Here is a 25465-nt window from a genome sequence, read left to right as displayed (position 1 = left end):
CAGATGGCCCGGGCGGGGGAGAAATTAATGCGACGGCCGTGACCCAGGATTGCTTGCAAAGTGTTGCAGCGATGCAGCGGGGCGACCGGCTTGACGCTGCATGACCTGCACGCGATGCTCCGTTTCTTTGAGCAAAGGCCCGACCATGGACAACAGCCCCGTGCGCATCACCGCCGAAGAAACCCTTTCGGACAACTGGTACCTCCTGAAGAAATACAGCTTCGAGCTGCGCCGCCGTGACGGCAGTTGGCAAGCCCAGACCCGCGAGGTGTACGATCGGGGCAACGGTGCGACCATCCTGTTGTACAACCGCGAGCAGCGCACGGTGCTGCTGATCCGCCAGTTCCGCATGCCCACGTTTGTCAACGATTACGCCGGCTACCTGATCGAAGCGGCGGCCGGGTTGCTTGACAACGCCAGCCCCGAAGAGCGCATTCGCCTGGAGGCCGAGGAAGAAACCGGCTACCGCGTGGGGCATGTCGAGAAAATCTATGCGGCGTTCATGAGCCCGGGGTCGGTGACCGAGCGGATTCACTTTTTTATTGGTGAATACCAACCGGGCGACCGGGTTGGGGCTGGCGGCGGCCTGGCGGAGGAGGGCGAGGATATCGAAGTGCTGGAGCTGGGGTTCGAGCAGGCGCTGGAGATGGTGGCCAGTGGGGAAATCGTGGATGGCAAGACCATCATGCTGCTGCAGCATTTGGAACTGCGAATGTTGAAAGAGCGGTGGTAGCTCGATCAAGCATGAAGATCAAAAGGTGGGAGGGATAACTGCCGACTGACGAACCTGTGGCGGCTCGGGAGCCGAAGCCTCTCTAACTGATGCCCCGCGTTCCAAATGTGGGAGGGGGCTTGCCCCCGATGGCGGCCTGTCAGCCGACCAGGATGTTGGATAAGAGCGAGTACATATCCGTTGCTACGGTAACGGCGGCTTAGGGTTCGGCCCTGACGGCGGGCCCCCAATCACTGTCGACCGGCCAGCGTGGTTTAACGGGGCGCCTGAGATCAAGATCAAGAGCGACTCGCTTCGCATCGTGGTTACCGTAGGCTGCTACAAAGTTGTGTAGATACCTATGCCCCGATAGCGGTGGGTCAGTTAAAAGTGCATGACTGACACTGCGACATCGGGGGCAAGCCCCCTCCCACATTTGGACCGAGTTTGCTCAAGGTCGGCGTGCTTTGCTTCTGATTTCCAAGTCAATCCCCAGCCCCGACTGACGGCTATTGTCAGAAATTTCCCACAAGAGTACAAATGTACTCCATGACGACCCTGACCCCCCGCCGTACCGCCATCCTGACCTTCATCCGCGAGCGCATCGCGCAGCAAGGTCAGCCCCCGAGCCTCGCCGAGATCGCCGAGGCGTTCGGCTTTGCCTCGCGCAGCGTCGCCCGCAAGCATGTGGTGGCCCTGACCGAAGCCGGCTTTATCGAGGTCAACCCCAACCAGGCCCGGGGTATTCGCCTGCTCAACCAACCGCCGCGCCCGGAATGGCTGGACATCCCGGTGCTCGGCCGTGTAGCCGCAGGCCTGCCCATCGGCGCGGATGCCGAAGTGCACAATCGCCTGCAGCTCGACCCCGCCACCTTCGCCAGGACCCCGGACTACCTGCTGCGCGTGCAGGGCGATTCGATGATCGAAGACGGCATTCTCGATGGCGACCTGGTGGGCGTGCGGCGCAGTGCCGAGGCCTTGAACGGGCAAATTGTGGTGGCGCGCCTGGACGGTGAAGTCACCATCAAGCGTTTCGAGCGCCATGGCGACAAGGTGCGCCTGCTGCCGCGCAACCCGGCGTATCAACCCATCGTGGTCGGGGCCGATCAGGACCTGGCCATCGAAGGGGTGTTCTGCGGCCTGGTGAGGCAAGGCTGATGGGCGCCGTGGTTGCCCTGGACTCGCTGTTCAATGGCGGGCGAGTCTGGAAGGGCCGGCCCGCCGCGCCACCGGCCAGTGTGCATCCCACCGGGCTTGCGGCGCTGGATGCGGTGCTGCCCAGCGGCGGCTGGCCGGAGGCGGCCTTGAGTGAAATCCTGATGGCCAAGGACGGTGTGGGCGAGCTGCAACTGGTGCTGCCAACCCTGGCGCGCTTGTCGGCGATGGGCGAACGTATTGTGCTGGTGGCACCGCCCTACACGCCGTATCCCCATGCCTGGCAGAACGCCGGGGTGGATGTGGGCCAGCTCGCGGTGATCCAGGCCCAGGAGCGTGACGCGCTGTGGGCGGTGGAGCAATGCCTGCGCTCCGGCAGTTGTGGCGCGGTGTTGTGCTGGCCGCGCAAGGCTGATGACCGTGCCTTGCGCCGTTTGCAGGTGGCCGCCGAAACCGGGCAGACCCTGGCGTTTGCCTGGCGCGCCTTGAGTGAAGCGATCAACCCATCGCCGGCCGCCTTGCGCCTGGCGGTCGAGGCAAGGCCTGCGCAAGTGCGCGTGCTCAAATGCCGGGGCGGCCTGGCCCACCCGGCGCCGATTGCCCTGGCGGGGCATTGAGGTTGCCATGCGCTGGGTCTGTATTGTCTTCCCGCAATTGGCGCTGGACGGGGTGCTGCGGGCCCATCCCGAGCCCGACCAACCGCTGGCACTGCTGGCCGGTACGCCGCAGCGGCGCGTGCTGCAAACCGTCAATGCCGCCGCCCGCGCCCTGGGGTTGCGCCCCGGCCAGTCGCTGACGGCGGCGCATGCGCTGGCCAAGACCTTCGCCTGTGCCGAGTACGACCCGCTGGAAATCGAGCGCTGGCAGCAGTTTCTCGCCGCCTGGGCCTACCGCTTCAGTTCCCAGGTCAGCGTGTATTACCCACGCGCCTTGCTGTTCGAGATCGAGTCGAGCCTGGGCCTGTTCGGGCCCTGGCCGCAGTTCGAGGCGCGTTTGCGCAAAGAGTTGACCGAGCTGGGCTTCCGTCACCGCATCGTTGCCGCGCCCAACCCGGCGGCGGCACGGGTGTTGGCCAACCGTTACGATGGCCTGGCGGTGGCCGACGACAGCGCCTTGATGCAGGCCCTGGCGCCGCTGCCGGTCGACCGCGCCGGGATTGATCCGCAGGCCGCCACCGCGTTGTCGCGCATGGGCCTGCGCACGTTGGCCCAAGTGCAAGCGCTGCCCCGGCACACCCTGGCGCGGCGCTTTGACGCCAGTCTGCTCAAGCAACTCGACGCCCTGAGCGGGCAGCGGCCGTTGGCCCTGGGTTTCTATCAGCCGCCGGACCAGTTCGATGTACGCATCGAGTTGAATTTCGATGTGCAATCCCACCAGGCGCTGCTGTTTCCCTTGCGCCGGTTGACCGCCGACCTGTCCGCCTTCCTGTGCGGGCGAGACAGCGGCGTGCAGCGTTTCGACCTGCACCTGGAACATGCTCAGGCAGCGGACAGTGTGATCAAGGTCGGCCTGCTGAGCGCCGAGCGCGAGCCTTCGATGCTGTTCGAACTGGCCCGGGGGCGATTGGAGCAGGTGCAAGTCACTGCACCGGTGCGCGGGTTTCGCCTGGTGGCCCAGGACTTGCCGGTATTCGTGCCGCAGCGCCAGGACCTGTTCGACGACCGCCCGCAACAGTCCCTGCCCTGGGAGCAGTTGCGCGAACGCCTGCGCGCGCGCCTGGGCGATGAGGCGGTGCAGGGTCTGCGTTTTCACGCCGACCATCGCCCTGAATGCGCCTGGCAAGCCGCCGTCGACAACCACCCATGCCCGAGCTTGAGCAAGGTCCGGCGCCCTGGCTGGTTGTTGAACCAACCGACCTTGCTGGCCGAGCAGGGCGTACAGATCCTGATGGGCCCGGAGCGCATCGAATCCGGCTGGTGGGATGGCGCCGATATTCGCCGCGACTATTACCTCATCCAGACCCGCGCCGGCCAGCAAGGCTGGGCCTACCGCACGGTGGGGCAACAGGATGGCCTGTGGCTGCAAGGCTGGTTCGCATGAAAGCCCATAGGTCGCCACCCTCTGTAGGAGCGAGCTTGCTCGCGAAAAACTCCAGGGCACCGCATTCATTCTGGTGTCCCGCGTTATCGTTAACCCCCTTCGCGAGCAAGCTCGCTCCTACAGGGGCGGGGCAGGCATGAAGTACGCCGAGCTGCATTGCCTGACCAACTTCAGCTTCCAGCGCGGTGCCTCCAGCGCGCTGGAACTCTTCGAGCGGGCTAAACGCCAAGGCTACAGTGCCCTGGCGATCACCGACGAATGCACCCTGTCGGGTATCGTGCGTGCCTGGCAGGCGGCGAAGGCGCTGGAGTTGCCGCTGATTATCGGCAGCGAAGTGCGCATCGAGAACGGGCCGAAACTGGTGCTGCTGGTGGAAAACCTGAGCGGTTACCAGCACCTGTGCCGGTTGATCACCCTGGCCCGCCGCCGCGCCGAAAAGGGCAACTATCGCCTGCTGCAGGAAGACTTCGAACAACCGCTGCCCGGCCTGCTGGCGCTGTGGGTGGCGCAGGACAGCGACACCCAGGCCAGCATCCAGTGGCTGCGCCGTACCTTCGCCGAGCGCCTGTGGCTGGCGGTGCACTTGCACTGCGGGCAGGACGATGCACGCCATCTGGAGCAACGCCTGCAGCTGGCGGCCAGCCTGAAAATCCCGGCCGTCGCCTGCGGTGATGTGCACATGCATGCGCGCGGGCGCCGCGCCCTGCAAGACACCATGACCGCCATCCGCCATCACGTACCGGTGGCCGAAGCCGGCCTGCATTTGCATTCCAATGGCGAGCGGCACCTGCGCAGTCTCGACGCCCTGGCCGCGCTGTACCCGCAAGCCTTGCTCGATGAAACCCTCGTCATCGCGCGGCGCTGCAGCTTCGACCTCGGCCAGTTGCGTTACCACTACCCACGCGAGCTGGTGCCCGCAGGCCATGACGCCGAATCCTGGCTGCGCACCCTCACTAAGGAAGGCATCGACCAGCGCTGGCCCGACGGCATCGATGCCAAAACCCTGAAGCAGATCAACACCGAGCTGGAGCTGATCAGCGAGTTGGGCTACGAAAGCTATTTCCTCACGGTGCACGACATTGTGCGCTTTGCCCGCAGCCGTTCGATCCTGTGCCAGGGCCGTGGCTCGGCGGCCAACTCGGCGGTGTGTTTTGCCCTGGGTATCACCGAAATCAACCCGAGCCTGAGCAACGTGCTGTTCGAACGTTTCCTGTCCAGGGAACGCAACGAGCCGCCGGATATCGATGTGGATTTTGAACACGAGCGCCGCGAAGAAGTACTGCAATACGTGTTCCAGCGCTATGGCCGCACGCGTGCGGCGTTGACGGCGGTGGTCAGCAGTTACCACGCGACCGGCGCGGTGCGGGATGTGGCCAAGGCCCTCGGCCTGCCAGCGGACCAGGTCAACGCATTGGCCGAATGCTGCGGACGTTGGAGTGACGACGCGCCGCCGTTGGAGCGCCTGCGCGAAAGCGGCTTCGACCCGGACAGCCCACTGCTGCGCCGCGTATTGACCCTGACCCAGCAGTTGATCGGCTTTCCTCGGCATTTGTCCCAGCACCCCGGCGGCTTCGTGATTTCCGAACAGCCGCTGGACACCCTGGTGCCGGTGGAGAACGCCGCCATGGCCGAGCGCACCATCATTCAGTGGGACAAGGACGACCTCGACGCCGTCGGCCTGCTCAAGGTGGATATCCTCGCCCTGGGCATGCTCAGCGCGATCCGCCGCTGTTTCGATCTGCTGCGCCGCCATCGCAACCTGGACTTGAGCCTGGCAGGCATTCCCAAGGAGGATGCGGCCACCTATGCGATGATCAGCAAGGCCGACACCATCGGCGTATTCCAGATCGAATCGCGGGCGCAGATGTCGATGCTGCCCAGGCTCAAGCCGCAAACCTTCTATGACCTGGTGATCGAAGTCGCCATCGTGCGGCCGGGGCCGATCCAGGGCGGCATGGTGCACCCGTATTTGCGTCGCAGGAATAAAGAGGAGGAAGAAACCTATCCGTCGCCGGCATTGGAAGTGGTGTTGAAGCGCACCCTGGGCATCCCCTTGTTCCAGGAGCAGGTGATGCAGATCGCCATGGTCGCCGCCGACTACAGCCCTGGCGAGGCCGACCAGTTGCGCCGCTCCATGGCCGCCTGGAAACGTCACGGCGGCCTGGAACCACATCAGAAACGCCTGCGCGAGGGCATGCTGAAAAACGGCTACACCGAAGCCTTTGCCGCGCAGATTTTCGAGCAGATCAAAGGCTTTGGCAGCTATGGTTTTCCCGAGTCCCACGCGGCCAGTTTTGCCTTGCTGACCTACGCCAGTAGCTGGCTCAAATGCCATGAGCCGGCGGCCTTTGCCTGCGCGCTGATCAACAGCTGGCCGATGGGCTTCTACAGCCCGGACCAGATCCTGCAGGACGCGCGCCGCCATCGTCTGCAGATCCGCCCGGTGGACGTGCAGGCCAGTGACTGGGATTGCAGCCTGGAACCCATCGACGGCCAGCAGCCGGCGATCCGCATGGGCCTGCGCATGATCAGCGGGTTTCGCGAAGAAGATGGCCGGCGCATCGAGGCCGTGCGCCAGCGCCGCGCCTTCAGCGACATCGCCGACCTCGACGCCCGCGCCGGTCTGGATGCGCGCGCCCAAGCGCTGCTGGCGGATGCCGGCGCCTTGCGCGGGTTAGCCGGTAACCGCCACCAGGCGCGCTGGGAAGTGGCCGGCGTGCACACGCAACTGGGCCTGTTTGTCGGCCTGCCGAGCCCCGATGAAGCACCGGTGGCGTTGCCCCAGCCCACGGTCGGCGAGGACTTGCACGCCGATTACGCCACGCTCGGCACCACGCTTGGGCCGCATCCCCTGACGCTGCTGCGCGCGGAACTGCGCAGGCGCCGCTGTCGCAGTTCCCAGGAGCTGCTGACTGTGGAACATGGGCGCAATGTCAGCGTCGCCGGCCTGGTCACCGGGCGCCAACGCCCGGGCACCGCCAGCGGCGTGACCTTTGTCACCCTGGAAGATGAATTCGGCAACCTCAATGTGGTGGTCTGGCGCGACCTGGCCGAACGTCAGCGCCAGGCCCTGGTCGGGTCGCGCCTGCTCAAGGTGGACGGGCGCTGGGAGGCGGTGGGCGAGGTGCGGCATTTGATCGCTGGACGCCTGACCGACCTGACGCCGCTGCTGGACGGCATTGTGGTGCGCAGCCGGGATTTTCACTGAGGCCAGTGGTTTCTTCGGCCTAAGTTGGACAAGATGAAACCATCCGTCGCCGCTGCGCTCCAAAACTTGCGACTGTCCTCTCACTGCCCAGAGCCCGAACATGCAATTCTTATCCAACCCCCACGGCTGTGAAGGCTGGTCCGGTGAAATGGCCCAGCGGATTCGCGGGTTTGACTGGTCAACGACCGACCTCGGCCCGATTGATCGCTGGTCCACCAGCCTGGCCTGCACCGTGCAGATGATGCTCGCCTCGCCCGTACCCATGGTGATGTTGTGGGGGCGGGCGGGTTACATGATCTACAACGACAGCTACTCGAAGTTCGCCGGTGGACGCCATCCGTACTTGCTGGGCACGCCGGTGGAACTGGGGTGGCCGGAAGTGGCCGAGTTCAACCGGCATGTAGTGGATACATGCCTGGCGGGCGGCACCTTGTCGTTCAACAACAAGGAACTGGTGTTGTCGCGCAACGGCAAGCCGGAAACCTTGTGGATGGACCTCTATTACAGCCCCGTGGCCGGGGACAACCAGCAGCCGGCCGGGGTGCTGGCGATCGTGGTTGAGACCACTGAACTGGTGCAGTCCGAGCGCGTGCGCCAGGAGCTGACCCACAATCTGGAGCAGCGCGTAGCGGCCGAAGTGCAGGCGCGTTCCGCCGCCGAAGAGCAGTTGCGCCAGTCGCAGAAGCTGGAAGCGATTGGCGGCCTGACCGGCGGCGTGGCCCACGACTTCAACAACCTGCTGCAAGTGATCGCCGGCAACCTGCACCTGCTGGCCCGTCATGAGCCGGACAACGCGCAGGTGCAGCGGCGTGTTTCTGCCGCGATTGCTGCGGTGGAACGCGGGGCCACCCTGTCCTCGCAACTGCTGGCGTTTGCCCGGCGTCAGCCCTTGTCGCCGGCGGTGTACAACCCGCAACGTATCTACGCCGGTCTCGGTGAACTGCTGCAACGCGCGCTGGGCGAAACCATTCATATCGACGTGCAATTGCCGCAGGATTCCTGGTGCATCAACGTCGACCGCAACCAGCTGGAAAACGCGCTGCTCAACCTGGCGATCAATGCCCGCGATGCTATGCACGGCGAGGGCGTGATTCGTATCACCGGCGAAAACATCATTCTCAACCCGGCCGAATGCGCGGGCAAAAGCATCAAGCCCGGCGAGTACGTGCGCCTGGCTGTCACCGACACGGGCACTGGAATGCCGCCGACCGTGCTCAAGCGTGCGTTCGAGCCGTTTTTTACCACCAAGCGCGAAGGGCAGGGCACTGGCCTTGGGCTGAGCATGGTGTTTGGCTTTGTCCGGCAAAGCGGCGGGCATGTGGACATCTGGAGCGAGGAAAACAAAGGTTCGGTGGTGCAGATGTATTTCCCGCGCAGCCTGGAACCGGAGCATCTGGAGCCGGACATTGGCCAGGAGAGCCCTTGCACCGGCCAGGAAACCATCCTGGTGGTGGAAGACAATGAAGGCGTGCGCCTGGCCGTGGTGGAGCTGCTGCAACAATCGGGCTACACGGTGCTGACGGCCGAAGACGGCGACCAGGCCATGGCTAAGCTGCAGGCCGGCCTGCAGCCGGAATTGATTTTTACCGACGTGGTGATGCCCGGCCGCATCAAGAGCATCGACCTGGCCAACTGGGCGCGTGAGCAGGTGCCGCCGATCCCGGTGCTGTTCACCTCCGGCCACACCCGCGACATTCTTTCCTCCAATCATCTGCTGAGCGCTGATATTCACCTCCTGAGCAAGCCCTACAGTCCCGATGCCCTCACGCAACGGGTGCGCAGCGTTCTCACCGCCAGACAAGGTTGTCCATGACTTCACAACGCAACACCCCCGCACCGACCGCCCAGCACACCGGCTTCGTGCGGGTGCGCGGCGCCCGCGAACACAACTTGCGTAACGTCGATGTGGATATTCCCCGGGACGCCCTGGTGGTGTTCACGGGCGTGTCCGGTTCCGGCAAATCGTCCCTGGCGTTTTCCACCGTCTACGCCGAGGCCCAGCGCCGCTATTTCGAGTCGGTGGCGCCCTATGCGCGGCGCTTGATCGACCAGGTCGGCGTGCCGGATGTCGACAGCATCGAAGGCTTGCCACCCGCCGTGGCCCTGCAACAGCAGCGTGGCACGCCGAGTGCACGCTCATCGGTGGGCAGTGTGACCACTCTGTCGAGCCTGATCCGCATGCTGTATTCCCGCGCCGGCAGTTACCCGCCGGGGCAGGCGATGCTGTATGCCGAGGACTTTTCGCCGAACCTGCCCCAGGGCGCATGCCCGCAATGCCATGGCCTGGGCCGCGTGTATGAAGTGACCGAAGCGCTGATGGTGCCCGACCCGTCGCTGACCATTCGCCAGCGCGCGGTGGCAGCCTGGCCGCTGGCCTGGCAGGGGCAAAACCTGCGCGACATTCTCGTGACCCTGGGCTACGACGTGGATATCCCGTGGCGCGACCTGCCGAAAAAACAGCGCGACTGGATCCTGTTCACCGAAGAAACCCCCACCGTACCGGTGTACGCCGGCTTCACCCCGGCGCAGACCCGCGATGCCTTGAAACGCAAGCTGGAGCCCAGTTACCAGGGCACTTTCAGCGGCGCGCGGCGCTACATCCTGCACACCTTCGCCCACACCCAAAGTGCGCTGATGAAAAAGCGCGTGTCGCAGTTCATGCAAGGCAGTGCCTGCCCGTTGTGCGAGGGCAAGCGCCTGACCAAGGCGGCGCTGTCGGTTAAGTTTGCCGGGGTGGATATCGGTGAGTTGTCGCAACTGTCCCTGACCCGCCTGGCCGAGTTGCTGCGGCCGGTGGCGGCGGGGCAGGACAAGATGAAGTTGTCAGTGGAAAAACGCCTGGCCGCCCAACGCATCGCCGCGGACCTGCTCGAACGTGTGAGTACGTTGATCGAGCTGGGGCTGGGCTATCTGGCCCTGGAGCGCAGCACGCCGACGCTGTCGTCCGGAGAGTTGCAGCGCTTGCGCCTGGCCACGCAACTGGGCTCGCAGTTGTTCGGTGTGATCTACGTGCTCGACGAACCGTCCGCAGGCTTGCATCCGGCTGACGGCGAGGCTTTGTTCAGTGCACTGGCGCGGTTGAAAGCGGCCGGCAATTCGCTGTTTGTGGTGGAGCATGACCTGGAAACCATGCGCCGCGCCGACTGGCTGATCGACGTCGGCCCGGCCGCTGGCGAACACGGTGGGCAAGTGCTGTACAGCGGCCCGCCAGCGGGGTTGGCGGATATTGCCGCGTCGCAGACCCGCGAATACCTGTTTGCCGAGCCGCGCCCGGCGAACCCGGCGCGGCGTCAACCCAGCGGCTGGCTGAAGCTGCAAGGCGTGACGCGCAATAACTTGAAGGATCTTGCGGTGGATTTCCCGCTGGGCTGCTTCACGGCAGTGACCGGGATTTCCGGTTCGGGCAAGTCCAGCCTGGTCAGCCAGGCGCTGTTGGAACTGGTCAGCAGCGGCCTCGGGCGCGTGTTGGAAAACGTCGAAGAGCCCAGCCTGGAAGACGCTGCGCCGTCCGCCAGCGAGGGCCGTATCAGCGCCGGGCTGGAGCATATCCGCCGTCTGGTGCAGGTGGACCAGAAACCCATCGGCCGTACGCCGCGTTCCAACCTGGCGACCTATACCGGGCTGTTCGACAACGTGCGCAAACTGTTCGCCGCCACGCCTGCCGCGAAGAAGCGCGGTTACGACGCGGGGCAGTTCTCCTTCAACGTGGCCAAGGGCCGTTGCCCGAACTGCGAAGGCGAGGGCTTTGTCAGCGTCGAATTGCTGTTCATGCCCAGCGTGTATGCGCCATGCCCGACCTGCCACGGTGCGCGCTACAACCCCGAGACCCTGGCGATCACATGGCAAGGCTTGAACATCGCCCAAGTGCTAGGCTTGACGGTGGAGCAGGCCGTCGACGTATTTGCCGAACAACCGGGTGTGCTGCGCGCTCTGCAGGTGCTGCGCGATATCGGCCTGGGCTATCTGCGCCTGGGCCAACCGGCCACTGAGTTGTCGGGCGGTGAAGCGCAGCGCATCAAGCTGGCGACCGAGCTGCAACGCAATGCGCGGGGCGCCACGCTGTACGTGCTGGACGAACCCACCACCGGCCTGCACCCCAGGGATGTCGACCGCTTGCTCAGCCAGCTCAACCAATTGGTCGAGGCGGGGCATACGGTGGTGGTGGTCGAGCATGAGATGCGCGTGGTGGCGCAGAGTGACTGGGTGATCGACATCGGCCCGGGTGCCGGGGACGCGGGCGGCAAGGTGGTTGCCAGTGGTACGCCGCAAAAAGTTGCCAGCAGCAAAACCAGCCGCACGGCGCCGTTCCTGGCGCGGGAATTGAGATTGAGTTAGTCGCCAGGTTAGTCGCCAGAAATGTGGGAGGCGCGAACGTCCTCCCAGCTTTTCTCAAGCGACTTGCCTGGCCCGCTCGCGCTCAGCGACCAACTGGCGGGTCAGCGGTATCAGCGCCTTGCCATAGTCGATCGCGTCATTGAGCGGATCGAACCCACGAATCAGGAACGTAGTGATACCCAGATCGTAGTAATCGAGCAACGCCTGCGCGACTTGCTCGGCCGTGCCCACCAGCGCTGTGGAATTGCCCTGTGCGCCGAGCAAGGCGGCAATCCCGGTCCACAGGCGCTTATCCAGCCGTGAGCCTTGCGCTGCCGCCGCCAGCAATCGGCGCGAGCCCTCATTGGGCGGTTCGCGCCGCACAAAGCCGCTCTGTTCGGCCAGCGCCGTGGCTTGCTGCAAAATAGTGTCTGCCCGCTGCCACGCCAGTTCCTCGGTCTCGGCCAGGATCGGGCGCAATGACAAGCTGAAGCGAATCGTACGCCCATGCCGGGCCGCCTCGGCACGCACCTGGGTCACCACCTCGCGCACTTGCTCATAGGTTTCGCCCCACAGCGCATACACATCCGCATGCTTGCCCGCCACCGCGATCGCCGCCGCCGACGAACCGCCGAAGTACAGCGGGATATGCGGCTGTTGCGGCGACTTCACCGTGGAGTGCGCGCCTTCGACCTGATAGTAGGTGCCGGCGAAGTCGAAGGGCTTGTCGCTCGTCCATTCCTGGCGCACCACGCTCAAATATTCGTCGGTGCGCGCGTAGCGCTCGTCCTTGCCGATATGGCTGCCATCGGCGCGCAGTTCGCGGTCGTCGCCGCCGGTGATGATATGCACGGCGGTACGCCCACCGTTGAACACATCCAGCGTGGCGAACTGGCGCGCGGCCAAGGTGGGTTGGGCAAAGCCTGGGCGGTGGGCGATCAGGAATTTCAGGCGCTGAGTCACGCTGGCAGCATGGGCGGCAATCAGCGTGCTGTCCGGGCTGGTGGAGTGGAACGCCACCAGGGCGCGGTCGAAGCCGGCCTCTTCATGGGCGCGTGCCACACGCTCAACGTAGTCTGGCTGCAGCGTCGGGCCGCTGCGCGGGTGGATTTCGGAGGCATGGTGGCCGCCGATGTAGCCGATGAATTCGATGCTCATGGTCAGGTCCTTGTTGAAGTCGATAAACAAGCCTCCACCGGGCAAGGGGTCGGTCCGTAGCGTGAAAGTAGGGCGCACGGGCGCGTCTGTAAAAGGCCGATTAGTTCTAACCTAATTATTAAATTATGGAATTATAGTTTTTATTATTATCAGTAGATTGCATTTATCCGGCGGTCCCTCGTACGCTTTCACTTGGCGCTGCGAGTTGCTGATACTGATTTATCGGATGGTTGCCGAGCGGGTCGTGGAGATTGTGTGGGGCTATCGCGCCCATTGAAGTATCCTCCGCGCCTCGCTCACCACTGATCCAAAGAAGATGACAGGACAAGACATGCAGGCGCTGCTGGAGTCGATCCTCGACGAAGTGCGCCCCCTGATCGGCCTCGGCAAAGTCGCCGACTACATCCCCGCCCTGGCCGACGTGCCCGCCAACCAGTTGGGCATCGCGGTCTACGGCAACGACGGCGCGGCCTACTGCGCCGGTGATGCCGACACGCTGTTCTCGGTGCAAAGCATTTCCAAGGTGTTCAGCCTGGTGCAGGCCATCGACCACGGCGGCGAAACCATTTGGGAGCGCCTGGGCCACGAACCGTCGGGGCAACCGTTCAACTCCATGGTGCAACTGGAGTTCGAACGCGGCCGACCGCGCAATCCGTTTATCAACGCCGGCGCGCTGGTGATCTGCGACATCAACCAATCACGCTTCGCCGTGCCGATTCTGTCGATGCGCGATTTCGTACGACGCCTGTCGGGTAACCCGCAGATTCTGGTCAACAGCGTTGTCGCCGATTCGGAAGCGCAGCACGGTGCGCGCAACGCGGCCATGGCTTACCTGATGAAGGCTTTCGGTAACTTCCACAACGATGTGGACGCGGTGCTGCACAGCTACTTCAATTACTGCGCGTTGCAAATGAGCTGCCTGGACCTGGCCAGGGCGTTCAGCTTCCTGGCCAACGAGGGCGTGAGCGCCCACAGTGGCGAGCAGATTCTGACGGCGCGCCAGACCAAGCAGGTGAACTCGATCATGGCCACCAGTGGACTGTATGACGAGGCCGGCAATTTTGCCTATCGGGTCGGGCTACCGGGCAAGAGCGGGGTAGGCGGCGGGATTGTCGCGGTGGTGCCGGGGCAGTTTACGGTGTGCGTGTGGTCGCCGGAATTGAACGCGGCGGGGAATTCACTGGCGGGGATGAAGGCGTTGGAATTGTTGAGTGAGCGGATTGGGTGGTCGGTGTTTTAATATCGTTGCCACGCTTCTCGTGGGAACGATCCCAACACGCGCACGCGCCTGACAAAAGCCCTGCGTGACGGGTATTCTTCAACTCAACCCCAAACATCAGGTTGAGTCAGGAGACTGCACATGGACAGAGTCGTCATCATTACCGGAGGCAGTCGCGGGATTGGCGCCGAAACAGCCTTGCTGGCCGCTCGCCAGGGCTATCGCATCTGCATCAACTACCAGTCCGACGAAAACGCCGCCCAGCGTGTACTGGAACAGGTGCGCGGCCTTGGTGCACAGGCAATTGCGGTACGCGCGGACGTCAGCAGCGAAGATGAAGTGATCGCCCTGTTCAACCGTGTCGATACCGAGCTGGGCCGTGTCACGGCGCTGGTGAATAATGCGGGCACTGTCGGCCATAAGTCGCGGGTCGATGAAATGTCCGAATTCCGTATCCTGAAAATCCTCAAGACCAACGTACTGGGCCCGATCCTCTGCGCCAAGCATGCGCTGCTGCGTATGTCGCCCAGGCATGGCGGGCAGGGCGGCAGTATTGTCAACGTCTCTTCGGTGGCGGCGCGCCTGGGCTCGCCGGGGGAATACGTCGACTATGCCGCGTCCAAGGGCGCGCTCGACACCTTCACCCTTGGCCTGTCCAAGGAAGTCGCCGGCGAGGGCATTCGCGTCAACGCGGTGCGCCCCGGCTATATCTTCACCGACTTCCACGCCCTCAGTGGCGACCCGGACCGGGTCAGCAAGCTGGAGTCCGGCATTCCCATGGCCCGTGGCGGGCGCCCGGATGAAGTGGCAGAGGCGATTATCTGGTTGCTGTCGGACAAGGCCTCGTATGCTACCGGCACGTTTATCGACTTGGGCGGCGGACGCTGATCGCGCGTTTCCCCAACCGATGCATGCCGACTGTAGGAGCGAGCTTGCTCGCGAAGAACTCAGGGCCCCCGCGGTTATTCAGAATGAATGCGTTGCCTAGACGTTCTTCGCGAGCAAGCTCGCTCCTACAAAGAGCCTTGACTGGCCGGAGCGCCATTGTGCAACTCAAAACGAGCGTACGATCCGGCCCAGGGTCTCCATCGCCTGCTCCGACGCTTCGGTCCACGGGCTGCCGTAGTTCAACCGGATGCAGTTGCGAAAGCGCCGGGTTGCCGAAAAGATCGGCCCCGGTGCGATGCTGATGCCTTGCGCCAGGGCCATCTGAAACAACTTCAATGAATCGGTGTGCTCCGGCAATTCCAGCCATAGGAAATACCCGCCGGCCGGTTGGCTGACCCGGGTCTGCGCCGGGAAGTAACGGCCGATCGCCGCGAGCATCGCGCTTTGCTGTTCTTCCAGGGCATAGCGCAGTTTGCGCAGGTGCCGGTCATAGCCGCCGTGTTGCAGGTAATCGGCAATCGCGGCCTGGGCCGGCATCGACGGGCACAGCGAGGTCATCAGTTTCAAGCGCTCGACCTTCTGCGCGAAGCGACCAGCCGCCACCCAGCCAACGCGATAACCCGGCGCCAGGCTCTTGGCAAAGGAGCCGCAGTGCAGCACCAGCCCCTCGGTATCGAAAGCCTTGGCCGGTTTCGGCGCATGCTGCCCGTAATACAGCTCGGCATACACGTCATCTTCGATCAGTGGCACCTGGTGGCTGCGCAGTAGCTCGACCAAGGCGCGCTTTTTTTCTTCCGGCACCGTGGCGCCCATGGGGTTCTGGAAGCTGGTCATGCTCCAGCAGGCTTTGATCGGGTAACGCGCAAGGCTCTGCGCCAGGGCGTCAAGGTCGATGCCGTCGCGCGGGTGCACCGGAATTTCCACGGCTTTGAGCTTCAGGCGCTCCAGCACTTGCAGGCAGGCGTAAAACGCCGGGGCTTCAATCGCCACCAGGTCGCCCGGCTCGGTGACGGCCTGCAGGCACAGGTTCAGCGCTTCCAGGGCGCCGTTGGTGATCAGCAGTTCTTCCATGGGCAGCATCAGCCCGCCGACCATGTAGCGCAGCGCAATCTGACGGCGCAGTTGCGGATTGCCGGGAGACATGTCGGTGACCACCAGGCGCGGGTCCATCGCACGGCTGGCACTGGCCAGGGAGCGGGCCAGGCGCGGCAAGGGGAACAGCATCGGGCTGGGGAAGGCCGAGCCGAAGGGCACGGTGTTCGGGTCTTTGATCGAATCCAGCACCGAAAACACCAGCTCACTCACATCGACTTCGGTGCTCTCGTGCACCTGCGCGCTCACCACCGGTTCGGAAAACGGGCTGGGCGCATGAGTATTGACGAAGTAGCCGGAGCGCGGTCGCGCGCGGATCAGGCCACGGCGCTCCAGCAGGTAGTAGGCCTGGAACACCGTGGACGGGCTGACGCCGTAAGTCTGGCTGGCGTAACGCACCGAAGGCACGCGCTGGCCGGGGCCGAGCACGCCGGAGCGGATCAGTTCTGCGATGTCTTCGGCGAATTTTTCGTAGCGTTTCATGGGGGCCTTGGTGCTGATTTCCCCCGGGGACTATACCCGCACCTCTGATTGCATAACAGAATCATGTAGTGCGACAAAAAGCGGATCAGATGGCTCGACTAGCCGAGCGCTCACTGACGAAACCGACTCAAAATGTGGGAGGGGGCTTGCTCCCGATAGCGCTGGGTCAGTTGATACATCAGATAACTGACCCTCCGCTATCGGGAGCAAGCCCCCTCCCACAGGTACTGCACAGCTCAGTTAAATTACCTCAGTCAAATCACCGAGCCAGGTGCATCAGCCTTCACATGCTGACGCCCATCATGGGCCCCCGCAACGGTCAGGGCGTCGGCCTCAGCTTCGGTGATGTAGATCCGTTCAGCCGCCAATTCCACATACGACATGGATTTTTCGGTGTCGGTCGCGATATTGACTCGGGTCGCAGGCACGCTGTGTTCCTGAGCATTGTCACCGAGCGTGAAATAGCACAGCTGATCTTCGATACGTAGGGACATGCCGGTCTCCTTTGTTCATGGGCGATGAAGGTTAGGGTGTTGCGGTTGTATGCAGGTTCCGCGCAACTGACTGGCGGTCGCCGCTGTCCATCCTTTACCTATAAAAAACACAGGAGGGCATCCATGGACGCTTGGTTGCATGAAGCGTGGCGAACATTGCAGGCTGAATTTGCCGATATCGGCGACGCCAGACAGCTCACCCAGATGACCGTGCGCCTGCTGATGGCCGCGCTACTCGGTGGCATTCTCGGGTTTGAGCGGGAGAGCAAGGGCAAGGCCGCCGGGGTGCGCACCCATATGCTGGTGGCGTTGGGCGCAGCACTGTTTGTGATGGTGCCGCAGATGTCCGGCAATCAGGCCGATGCCATGAGCCGGGTGGTCCAGGGTGTGATTGCCGGGATTGGCTTCCTGGGGGCCGGCACCATCATCAAGGGCAAGGATGACGATGCCGGACACGTCAAGGGCCTGACCACCGCCGCCGGTTTGTGGATGACCGCTGCGATTGGGGTCTCGGCCGGTCTGGGCCGGGAATCGACAGCGGTACTCAGTACCTTGCTGGCCCTGGCGGTGTTCAGCGTGATGCCGAAAATCGTCAAGCGTTTCGAGAAGGACTGACGATCACAGGCGGCATCGTGGTCGGCGGTTCCTGCACCGGTGGCGGCTCGTTCTCCGGCGGTTCTTTTTCCGGAATCGGTTCTGGCTCCGTGGGGGGCAGCGTCGGGTTGTCGATGTTCGGGTCCGGGGTTTCAGCCGGGATGGGGATATTCATCGGTGTGGCCTCCTTTGTGCTTTGCTCTATGGGTGGACAGCCGTCGGTGGGAATTGATTCCCCGCCGGGTGGCGGCATATTCACCTGAACTTTTGCCCGAAGCCCAGGCTCGGACCTAATACGGGCCTGCTCAGCGAGCGCGCCGCCATCTCAAGAATTCGGATCAAGCACAGAGCGTCCACAGGGCGTAAGGGGAATATGCTCGATGACTGCTGAAACACTGGTTCCAGAAGAGTCTTTATTGCCGTTGTCCCAGGCGCTGCTATTACCCAGAATTGCGATTGAAAGCACCATGCCGGTGATCGATGGTGGCGAGTTTGCCGTCAAGGCGGTCGTTGGCCAGCGCGTCAACGTGACCAGTAAAGTATTCGCCGATGGCCATGACCAGCTGGCGGTGCTGGTGCGCTGGCGCCCGCGCGGGCAGGAAAACTGGCACAGCGTGGTCATGAGCGATGTGGGCAACAACGGCTGGGAAGGTGCATTCACCGTCACCACCCAGGGGCCCCATGAATACTGCATCGAGGCCTGGATCGATACCTTCGCCAGCTTCTGCTATGAATTGCGCAAAAAGCACGAAGCCGGGGTGCCGGTCAGCCTGGAACTGCAGGAAGGCCGCAGCCTGGTGCTGCAGGCCGCCGAACGCAGTGACAACGAACTGCGCGACCGCTTGATGCTGCTGCATCACGAACTCTCCGGCCTGCTGGAAACCGAGCAGGTCGCGCAGTTCCTGCACGAAGACAGTGCACACCTGATGACCCAGGCCGACCACCGTGCCTATTTGAGCATCAGTCGCGTGTACCCGATCGACGTGGAGCGCGAGCGCGCCCAGTTCGCCAGCTGGTATGAGCTGTTTCCCCGCTCGATCACCGACGATCCGGCCCGCCATGGCACCTTCAACGATGTGCATTCACGCTTGTCGATGATCCATGACATGGGCTTTGACGTGCTGTACTTCCCGCCGATCCATCCCATCGGCCGCAGCCATCGCAAGGGCAAGAACAACTCCCTGAACGCCGGCCCCGATGATCCCGGCAGCCCCTACGCAATCGGCAGCGAAGAGGGCGGGCACGAGGCGATCCACCCGCAACTGGGCAGCCGCGAGGATTTCCGCCGTCTGGTCAAGGCCGCTGCCGACCACGGCCTGGAAATCGCCCTCGACTTCGCTATCCAGTGTTCCCAGGACCACCCGTGGCTCAAGCAGCATCCAGGCTGGTTCAACTGGCGTCCGGACGGCACGATCAAATACGCGGAAAACCCACCGAAAAAGTATCAGGATATCGTCAACGTCGACTTTTACGCGGCGGATGCGATTCCCGGCCTGTGGACCGAACTGCGCGACGTCGTGGTGGGCTGGGTGGAAGAGGGCGTGAAGACCTTCCGCGTGGACAACCCACACACCAAGCCGCTGCCGTTCTGGCAATGGTTGATCAGCGACGTGCGGGCCAAATACCCGGAAGTGATCTTCCTGGCCGAAGCCTTTACCACCCCGGCAATGATGGCGCGCTTGGGTAAAGTCGGTTATTCCCAAAGCTACACCTACTTCACCTGGCGCAATACCAAGGCCGAACTGAGTGAGTATTTCACCCAGTTGAACCAGTCGCCGTGGCGCGAATGCTACCGGCCGAATTTCTTCGTCAATACGCCGGACATCAACCCTGGCTTCCTGCACGAGTCCGGCCGCCCAGGCTTCCTGATCCGCGCCGCGCTGGCCACCATGGGCTCGGGCCTGTGGGGCATGTACTCCGGGTTCGAATTGTGCGAGTCCGCGCCGGTGCCGGGTAAAGAGGAATACCTGGACTCGGAGAAATACGAGATCCGCCCGCGCGATTTCACCGCGCCCGGCAACATCATTGCCGAGATCGCCCAGCTCAATCGCATCCGCCGGCAAAACCCGGCGTTGCAGACGCACCTGGGGCTCAAGCTCTACAACGCCTGGAACGACAACATCCTGTACTTCGGCAAGCGCAGCGAGGACGGCAGCAATTTCGTGCTGGTGGCCATCAACCTCGACCCGCACAACGCCCAGGAAGCGCACTTCGAGTTGCCGCTATGGGAGATGGGCTTGCCGGACGACTCCCAGACCCAGGGTGAAGACTTGATGAACGGCCATCGCTGGACCTGGTATGGCAAGACCCAATGGACTCGGCTGGAGCCGCAGATGCCGTTCGGGATCTGGCGCATCACTGCTTCCTGAATCTTGCGCAGATCAACTGTGGGAGGGGGCTTGCTCCCGATGGTGGTGTGTCAGTCACTGAACATCTATCTGAAGCGCCGCCATCGGGAGCAAGCCCCCTCCCACATTGAACGCGTTCAGTCTGTAAGAGTTTGAGCATTTCAGGAGTTTCCAATGGCGAAAAAACCCAAGGCTGCCACCTTTATCAAGGACCCGCTCTGGTACAAGGACGCGGTGATTTACCAGGTGCATGTCAAATCCTATTTCGATTCCAACAACGACGGCATCGGCGATTTTCCGGGGCTGATCGCCAAGCTCGACTACATTGCCGACCTAGGCGTGAACACCATCTGGCTGCTGCCGTTCTACCCTTCGCCACGCCGCGATGACGGCTACGACATCGCCGAATACCGTGGCGTACACAGCGACTACGGGACCATGGCCGACGCCAAGCGCTTCATAGCCGAGGCCCACAAGCGTGGGCTGCGGGTGATTACTGAGCTGGTGATTAACCACACGTCCGACCAGCACCCCTGGTTCCAACGCGCCCGCAAGGCCAAACCGGGTTCGGCGGCGCGGGACTTCTACGTGTGGTCGGATGACGACCAGAAATACGACGGTACGCGGATCATCTTCCTCGACACCGAGAAGTCCAACTGGACCTGGGACCCGGTGGCCGGCCAGTACTTTTGGCACCGTTTCTACTCGCACCAGCCCGACCTTAACTTCGACAACCCCCAGGTGATGAAAGCCGTGCTGTCGGTGATGCGCTACTGGCTCGACCTGGGCATCGACGGCCTGCGCCTGGATGCGATTCCCTACCTGATCGAGCGGGACGGCACCAACAACGAGAATCTCCCCGAAACCCACGGGGTGCTCAAACAGATCCGCGCCGAAATCGACGCGAATTACCCAGACCGCATGCTGCTGGCCGAAGCCAACCAATGGCCCGAAGACACCCAACTCTATTTCGGTGACAGGAAGGGCGACGACGGCGATGAATGCCATATGGCCTTCCACTTCCCGTTGATGCCGCGCATGTACATGGCCCTGGCCCAGGAAGATCGCTTTCCGATTACCGACATCCTGCGCCAGACCCCGGAAATTCCGGCCAATTGCCAGTGGGCGATTTTCCTGCGCAACCACGATGAACTGACCCTGGAGATGGTCACCGACAAAGAGCGCGACTACCTGTGGAACTACTATGCCGCAGACCGTCGCGCGCGCATCAACCTGGGCATTCGCCGGCGCCTGGCGCCGTTGGTGGAGCGTGACCGGCGCCGCGTGGAACTGCTCAACAGCCTGTTGCTGTCGATGCCCGGCACGCCGACCCTCTACTACGGCGACGAAATCGGCATGGGCGACAACATTTACCTGGGCGACCGCGATGGCGTGCGCACGCCGATGCAATGGTCCATCGACCGCAATGGCGGTTTCTCCCGCGCCGACCCGGCCAGCCTGGTGCTGCCGCCGATCATGGACGCGCAATACGGCTATCAGTCGGTCAACGTCGAAACCCAGGCCCAGGACCCGCATTCACTGCTGAACTGGACGCGGCGCATGCTGGCGGTGCGCAAGCAATCCAAGGCGTTTGGCCGGGGCAGCCTGAAAATGCTGTCGCCGAGCAATCGCCGCATCCTGGCCTATACCCGTGAATACACCGGGGAGGACGGCCGCACTGAAACCATCCTGTGCGTGGCCAACGTCTCGCGCAGCGCCCAGGCGGCGGAGCTGGATCTGTCGGCGTTCGCCGGCATGGTGCCGGTCGAGATGCTCGGCGGTAACGCGTTCCCGCCCATCGGCCAACTGAATTTCCTGCTGACCCTGGCGCCCTATGGCTTTTATTGGTTCGTGCTGGCGGCGGAAAACCAGATGCCGAGCTGGCATGTGGAACCGGCCCAGAGCATTCCTGACTTCACGACATTGGTGTTGAAAAAACGTATGGAAGAGTTACTGGAAGAACCCTGCCGCACCACCCTGGAGCACACTTCGTTGCCGGCCTGGCTGCCCAAGCGCCGCTGGTTCGCCGGTAAGGACGCCACCATCGACAGCGTGCATATCGCCTACGGCGTGCGCTTCGGCGACGCCCAACACCCGGTGCTGCTCAGCGAGATCGACGTCACCAGCGCGGGCCAGACCAGCCGGTATCAACTGCCGTTCGGCTTCCTTGGCGAAGACCAGCTCACCAGCGCCTTGCCGCAGCAATTGGCAATGGCCCGCGTACGGCGCAGCCGCCAGGTAGGGCTGGTCACCGACGCGTTCAGCCTCGAGCATTTCGTGCGCAGCGTGATTCAAAGCCTGCAGGCCGGTACCGTGCTCAATAGCAGCGAGGGTGACCTGCGCTTTGAAGCCACACCGCACCTGGCAGCCTTGCAACTGACGGATGAATCAGCGGTGCGCTACTTGTCTGCCGAGCAGTCCAACAGTTCGGTGGTGGTCGGCGAGAGCCTGGTGCTCAAGCTGATCCGCAAAGTCAGTGCCGGGGTGCACCCGGAACTGGAAATGAGCGCCTACCTGACCGCGGCCGAATACCCGAACATTTCGCCGTTGATGGGCTCGATGAGCCGGCGCGACGCCGAGGGCCAGGACAACCTGCTGATGATTGCCCAGGGCTACCTGAGCAACCAGGGCGACGCCTGGAGCTGGACCCAGAACAACCTCGAACGCGCCATTCGCGACGAACTGGCCGAGGCGATTTCCGAACAGGAGCAGCATTACAACGCCCTGGGCGAGCTGGCCGACTTTGCCGGCCTGCTCGGCCAGCGTCTGGGCGAGATGCACATGGTGTTGGGCGCGCCTACCCAGAACAAGGACTTCAAGCCCGAAGTCACTTCGGTCAAGGACACCCAGGCCTGGGCCAAGGACGTGGGGGCGCAGATCGAGCGGGCCCTGCAGTTGCTCAAAGTAAATCAAAGCCAGTTGAACCCCGCCGATCAGGCGTTGGTCAGTGAATTACTGGCGCAGAAAAAAGCCATCGGCAGCCATGTCCAGGCGCTGGCGAAAGCCACGCTGGGCGGGTTGCGGATTCGCGTCCACGGTGACTTGCACCTGGGCCAGGTGCTGGTGGTCAAGGGCGATGCCTATTTGATCGACTTTGAAGGCGAACCGGCGCGCCCGCTGCATGAACGACGCGGCAAGCACAGCCCCTACAAGGACGTGAGTGGGGTGTTGCGCTCCTTCGATTACGCAGCGGCCATGGCCCTGAATGTGCAAGGGGTTGATCAATCGCCGGAAGCCGACGCCGCGCGTCGTCGCGTGACCGAGCGTTACCTGAGTGAAGCCCGCCAGGCATTTACCCAGGCTTATCAGGCGGCGACGGCTACACTGGCGCATGACTGGCAGGATGCCAACGGCCAGGACGCCGCGCTGACGTTGTTCAGCCTGGAGAAGGCCGCGTATGAAGTGGCCTACGAAGCGGAAAATCGCCCGAGCTGGTTGCCGGTGCCCTTGCAAGGGTTGCACGGTTTGCTCAGCGGGCTTACACCTGAATCGAAAACTGCACGCGGTGGGGAGACGTCATGAGTTTTACGCATAGAGAACCGCTGCAGCCCAAGTTGACTGCAATGCCGGCGTCCAAGGACGTCGAGGCGCTGGTACGCGCCGAGCACCACGATCCATTCTCGATCCTTGGGCCGCATGATGATGAGCAGGGCGGGCAATTTATCCGCGCGTTCCTGCCCGAAGCCTTGAGTGTCCAGGTACTGGCACGTGACAGTGGCGAGCCGATCGGCAGCCTCGACGCCAGCCAGGTGCCGGGGCTGTTCGTCGGGCACTTCAGCACGCGCCAGGCTTACCTGCTCAAGATCCAGTGGGCCGGTGGCGAGCAGATCACCGAAGACCCGTACAGCTTCAACCAATTGCTGCTCGGTGAAATGGACCTGTACCTGTTTGCCGAAGGCAACCACCGCGACCTGGGCAGTTGCCTGGGCGCTCAAGTGACCACGGTCGACGGCGTGCAGGGCGTACGTTTCTCCGTGTGGGCGCCGAATGCCCGGCGGGTCTCGGTGGTGGGCGACTTCAACATCTGGGACGGTCGCCGGCATCCAATGCGCTTGCGCCATCCGTCGGGCGTGTGGGAGATTTTCATCCCGCGCCTGCAACCGGGGGCGGCCTACAAGTACGAGATTCTCGGTGCCCACGGCATTTTGCCGCTCAAGGCTGACCCGATGGCCCTGGCCACCCAACTGCCGCCGGACACCGCCTCAAAGGTCGCCGCACCGTTGCAGGTGGACTGGCAGGACCATGAGTGGATGCAGGCTAGAGGTGACAAACAGAAATCCACCGCGCCGCTGTCGATCTACGAGTTGCACGTGGGCTCCTGGCAGTGCGAGCTGGACGAGGCCGGGGAAGTGTCACGCCAGTACGGCTGGCGCGAACTGTCCGAGCGGCTGATTCCCTATGTGCAGCAACTGGGCTTCACCCATATCGAGCTGATGCCGATCATGGAGCATCCCTTCGGCGGTTCGTGGGGCTATCAGGCCTTGTCCCAGTTCGCGCCGAGCGCACGCTTTGGCTCGCCGGAAGATTTCGCGTATTTCGTCAACGCCTGCCACCAGGCGGACATCGGCGTGATCCTCGACTGGGTGCCAGCGCATTTCCCAACGGACACCCACGGCCTGGCCCAATTCGACGGCACCGCCCTGTACGAATACGCCAACCCGCTGGAAGGTTTCCACCAGGACTGGGACACGCTGATCTACAACCTGGGCCGCACCGAGGTGCACGGTTTCATGCTCGCCTCGGCATTGCATTGGCTCAAGCACTTCCACGTCGACGGCCTGCGCGTGGATGCGGTGGCGTCGATGCTGTATCGCGACTATTCGCGCAAAGCCGGTGAGTGGGTGCCCAACCGTCACGGTGGCCGCGAGAACCTGGAAGCCATCGATTTCCTGCGCCACTTGAACGACGTGGTGGCGCTGGAGGCGCCGGGCGCCCTGGTGATCGCCGAGGAGTCCACCGCGTGGCCGGGGGTGAGCCAAAGCACCCAGCAAGGTGGCCTGGGCTTCAACTACAAATGGAACATGGGCTGGATGCACGACTCGCTGCATTACATCCAGCAAGACCCGGTGTACCGCGCCCATCACCACAACGAGCTGAGTTTCGGCCTGGTGTATGCTTGGTCCGAGCGGTTTATCCTGCCGATTTCCCACGACGAAGTGGTGCACGGCAAGCACTCGCTGATCGACAAGATGCCCGGCGACCGCTGGCAGAAGTTCGCCAACCTGCGTGCCTACCTGAGTTTCATGTGGATGCACCCCGGCAAGAAGCTGCTGTTCATGGGCTGCGAGTTCGGCCAGTGGCGCGAGTGGAACCACGACCAGCAACTGGACTGGTACCTGTTGCAATACCCCGAGCACCGTGGGGTGCAAAAGCTGGTGGGCGACTTGAACCGCCTGTACCGCGAGGAACCGGCGCTGCACCAGCAGGATGACGCGCCCCAGGGCTTCCAGTGGCTGATTGGCGACGATGCGATCAACAGCGTCTATGCCTGGCTGCGCTGGAGCAAGGACGGCAAACCAGTGCTGGTCGTCGCCAACTTCACCCCGGTGCCCCGTGAGGCCTATGCGGTCGGTGTTCCTTTCGCCGGACGCTGGAGCGAAGTGATCAACAGTGACGCCGACATGTATGCCGGGTCCAACTTCGGTAATGGCGGTGCGGTACAGACCCTGGATGAGCCCCGCCACGGGCAGCCGGTGTCGCTGTCGCTGAACCTGCCACCCTTGGGTGTGTTGATTCTGCGACCACAGGAGAGTTAAACGC

General features: G+C 63.2%; 17 protein-coding genes. 13 read left to right on the top strand and 4 right to left on the bottom strand.

Annotated elements, in window-relative coordinates:
• The first annotated feature begins 145 nt into the window (after window positions 1-145).
• The 7 genes from C4J84_RS14365 to uvrA all read left to right on the top strand — a co-directional run bounded on the left by C4J84_RS14365 (window position 146) and on the right by uvrA (window position 11450).
• A complete protein-coding gene (locus C4J84_RS14365) occupies window positions 146-733 on the top strand; it encodes an NUDIX domain-containing protein (protein ID WP_124367319.1) in 588 nt (195 codons plus the stop codon).
• A gap of 519 nt (window positions 734-1252) precedes the next feature.
• Complete coding sequence (lexA, locus tag C4J84_RS14355; protein WP_124370974.1) at window positions 1253-1870, top strand: transcriptional repressor LexA; 618 nt, start codon at window positions 1253-1255, stop codon at window positions 1868-1870.
• The gene (gene imuA, locus C4J84_RS14350; RefSeq protein ID WP_124370973.1) at window positions 1870-2484 is read left to right on the top strand and encodes a translesion DNA synthesis-associated protein ImuA; all 615 of its coding nucleotides are present in this window, start codon (window positions 1870-1872) and stop codon (window positions 2482-2484) included. The genes lexA and imuA overlap by 1 nt, the downstream gene beginning before the upstream one ends.
• Before the next feature lie 7 nt (window positions 2485-2491).
• Window positions 2492-3907: a DNA polymerase Y family protein gene (locus C4J84_RS14345; RefSeq protein WP_124370972.1), complete on the top strand. Its 1416-nt coding sequence runs from the start codon at window positions 2492-2494 to the stop codon at window positions 3905-3907.
• 136 nt (window positions 3908-4043) lie between these two features.
• Window positions 4044-7115: an error-prone DNA polymerase gene (locus C4J84_RS14335; RefSeq protein WP_124370970.1), complete on the top strand. Its 3072-nt coding sequence runs from the start codon at window positions 4044-4046 to the stop codon at window positions 7113-7115.
• A gap of 100 nt (window positions 7116-7215) precedes the next feature.
• On the top strand, window positions 7216-8928 hold the full coding sequence (locus C4J84_RS14330) for an ATP-binding protein (RefSeq protein WP_124370969.1): 1713 nt from the start codon (window positions 7216-7218) through the stop codon (window positions 8926-8928).
• Window positions 8925-11450, top strand: a complete 2526-nt coding sequence (uvrA, locus tag C4J84_RS14325) for an excinuclease ABC subunit UvrA (protein ID WP_124370968.1) — start codon at window positions 8925-8927, stop codon at window positions 11448-11450. The genes C4J84_RS14330 and uvrA overlap by 4 nt, the downstream gene beginning before the upstream one ends.
• A 54-nt stretch (window positions 11451-11504) precedes the next feature.
• Here the strand turns inward: uvrA and C4J84_RS14320 are convergent, their stop codons facing one another.
• Window positions 11505-12587 carry an LLM class flavin-dependent oxidoreductase gene (locus tag C4J84_RS14320; RefSeq protein ID WP_124365165.1) on the bottom strand — a complete coding sequence of 361 codons (1083 nt, stop codon included), beginning with the start codon at window positions 12585-12587 and terminating at the stop codon, window positions 11505-11507.
• Window positions 12588-12918: 331 nt separating this feature from the next.
• Here C4J84_RS14320 and glsB point away from each other — a divergent pair, with 331 nt between their 5' ends.
• Window positions 12919-13827, top strand: a complete 909-nt coding sequence (glsB, locus tag C4J84_RS14315; RefSeq protein WP_124365164.1) for a glutaminase B — start codon at window positions 12919-12921, stop codon at window positions 13825-13827.
• A 120-nt stretch (window positions 13828-13947) separates the two neighbouring features.
• Window positions 13948-14694, top strand: coding sequence for an SDR family oxidoreductase (locus C4J84_RS14310; protein WP_124370967.1), 747 nt, complete (start codon window positions 13948-13950; stop codon window positions 14692-14694).
• A gap of 165 nt (window positions 14695-14859) precedes the next feature.
• Here C4J84_RS14310 and mapR read toward each other — a convergent pair whose 3' ends face one another.
• Window positions 14860-16269, bottom strand: coding sequence for a GntR family transcriptional regulator MpaR (gene mapR / locus C4J84_RS14300; protein ID WP_124370965.1), 1410 nt, complete (start codon window positions 16267-16269; stop codon window positions 14860-14862).
• Between the two features lie 254 nt (window positions 16270-16523).
• A complete protein-coding gene (locus C4J84_RS14295; protein ID WP_124367309.1) occupies window positions 16524-16763 on the bottom strand; it encodes a DUF3203 family protein in 240 nt (79 codons plus the stop codon).
• A 123-nt stretch (window positions 16764-16886) separates the two neighbouring features.
• Between C4J84_RS14295 and C4J84_RS14290 the strand changes: the two genes are divergently transcribed.
• Window positions 16887-17378, top strand: a complete 492-nt coding sequence (locus tag C4J84_RS14290) for an MgtC/SapB family protein (RefSeq protein ID WP_124370964.1) — start codon at window positions 16887-16889, stop codon at window positions 17376-17378.
• Here the strand turns inward: C4J84_RS14290 and C4J84_RS26285 are convergent.
• Entirely contained in the window at window positions 17356-17532 is a 177-nt protein-coding gene (locus C4J84_RS26285; RefSeq protein WP_164487537.1) for a hypothetical protein, read from the bottom strand. The two genes, C4J84_RS14290 and C4J84_RS26285, sit on opposite strands and share 23 nt — an antisense overlap.
• 205 nt (window positions 17533-17737) lie before the next feature.
• On the opposite strand from C4J84_RS26285, the gene C4J84_RS14285 reads away from it, so the two are divergent.
• The 3 genes from C4J84_RS14285 (at window position 17738) to glgB (ending at window position 25461) form a co-directional block, all read left to right on the top strand.
• A complete protein-coding gene (locus C4J84_RS14285) occupies window positions 17738-19726 on the top strand; it encodes an alpha-1,4-glucan--maltose-1-phosphate maltosyltransferase (RefSeq protein ID WP_124370963.1) in 1989 nt (662 codons plus the stop codon).
• 153 nt (window positions 19727-19879) lie between these two features.
• On the top strand, window positions 19880-23227 hold the full coding sequence (gene treS, locus C4J84_RS14280; protein WP_124435593.1) for a maltose alpha-D-glucosyltransferase: 3348 nt from the start codon (window positions 19880-19882) through the stop codon (window positions 23225-23227).
• Complete coding sequence (gene glgB, locus C4J84_RS14275) at window positions 23224-25461, top strand: 1,4-alpha-glucan branching protein GlgB (protein ID WP_124435592.1); 2238 nt, start codon at window positions 23224-23226, stop codon at window positions 25459-25461. The genes treS and glgB overlap by 4 nt, the downstream gene beginning before the upstream one ends.
• The last annotated feature ends 4 nt before the right edge of the window (window positions 25462-25465 follow it).

The organism is Pseudomonas sp. R11-23-07 (assembly GCF_003852295.1).
In the GTDB taxonomy this organism is placed as follows: Bacteria; Pseudomonadota; Gammaproteobacteria; order Pseudomonadales; family Pseudomonadaceae; genus Aquipseudomonas.
The sequence above is the reverse complement of the archived record's forward strand: the minus strand, read 5'-3'. Positions and strand labels throughout refer to the sequence as shown.

Excerpts from the sequence above, each read along its gene's own strand:
- C4J84_RS14365 (WP_124367319.1), top strand. The coding sequence starts at position 146 with ATGGACAACAGCCCCGTGCGCATCACCGCCGAAGAAACCCTTTCGGAC.
- lexA (WP_124370974.1), top strand. The coding sequence starts at position 1,253 with ATGTACTCCATGACGACCCTGACCCCCCGCCGTACCGCCATCCTGACC.
- imuA (WP_124370973.1), top strand. The coding sequence starts at position 1,870 with ATGGGCGCCGTGGTTGCCCTGGACTCGCTGTTCAATGGCGGGCGAGTC.
- C4J84_RS14345 (WP_124370972.1), top strand. The coding sequence starts at position 2,492 with ATGCGCTGGGTCTGTATTGTCTTCCCGCAATTGGCGCTGGACGGGGTG.
- C4J84_RS14335 (WP_124370970.1), top strand. The coding sequence starts at position 4,044 with ATGAAGTACGCCGAGCTGCATTGCCTGACCAACTTCAGCTTCCAGCGC.
- C4J84_RS14330 (WP_124370969.1), top strand. The coding sequence starts at position 7,216 with ATGCAATTCTTATCCAACCCCCACGGCTGTGAAGGCTGGTCCGGTGAA.
- uvrA (WP_124370968.1), top strand. The coding sequence starts at position 8,925 with ATGACTTCACAACGCAACACCCCCGCACCGACCGCCCAGCACACCGGC.
- C4J84_RS14320 (WP_124365165.1), bottom strand. The coding sequence starts at position 12,587 with ATGAGCATCGAATTCATCGGCTACATCGGCGGCCACCATGCCTCCGAA.
- glsB (WP_124365164.1), top strand. The coding sequence starts at position 12,919 with ATGCAGGCGCTGCTGGAGTCGATCCTCGACGAAGTGCGCCCCCTGATC.
- C4J84_RS14310 (WP_124370967.1), top strand. The coding sequence starts at position 13,948 with ATGGACAGAGTCGTCATCATTACCGGAGGCAGTCGCGGGATTGGCGCC.
- mapR (WP_124370965.1), bottom strand. The coding sequence starts at position 16,269 with ATGAAACGCTACGAAAAATTCGCCGAAGACATCGCAGAACTGATCCGC.
- C4J84_RS14295 (WP_124367309.1), bottom strand. The coding sequence starts at position 16,763 with ATGTCCCTACGTATCGAAGATCAGCTGTGCTATTTCACGCTCGGTGAC.
- C4J84_RS14290 (WP_124370964.1), top strand. The coding sequence starts at position 16,887 with ATGGACGCTTGGTTGCATGAAGCGTGGCGAACATTGCAGGCTGAATTT.
- C4J84_RS26285 (WP_164487537.1), bottom strand. The coding sequence starts at position 17,532 with ATGAATATCCCCATCCCGGCTGAAACCCCGGACCCGAACATCGACAAC.
- C4J84_RS14285 (WP_124370963.1), top strand. The coding sequence starts at position 17,738 with ATGACTGCTGAAACACTGGTTCCAGAAGAGTCTTTATTGCCGTTGTCC.
- treS (WP_124435593.1), top strand. The coding sequence starts at position 19,880 with ATGGCGAAAAAACCCAAGGCTGCCACCTTTATCAAGGACCCGCTCTGG.
- glgB (WP_124435592.1), top strand. The coding sequence starts at position 23,224 with ATGAGTTTTACGCATAGAGAACCGCTGCAGCCCAAGTTGACTGCAATG.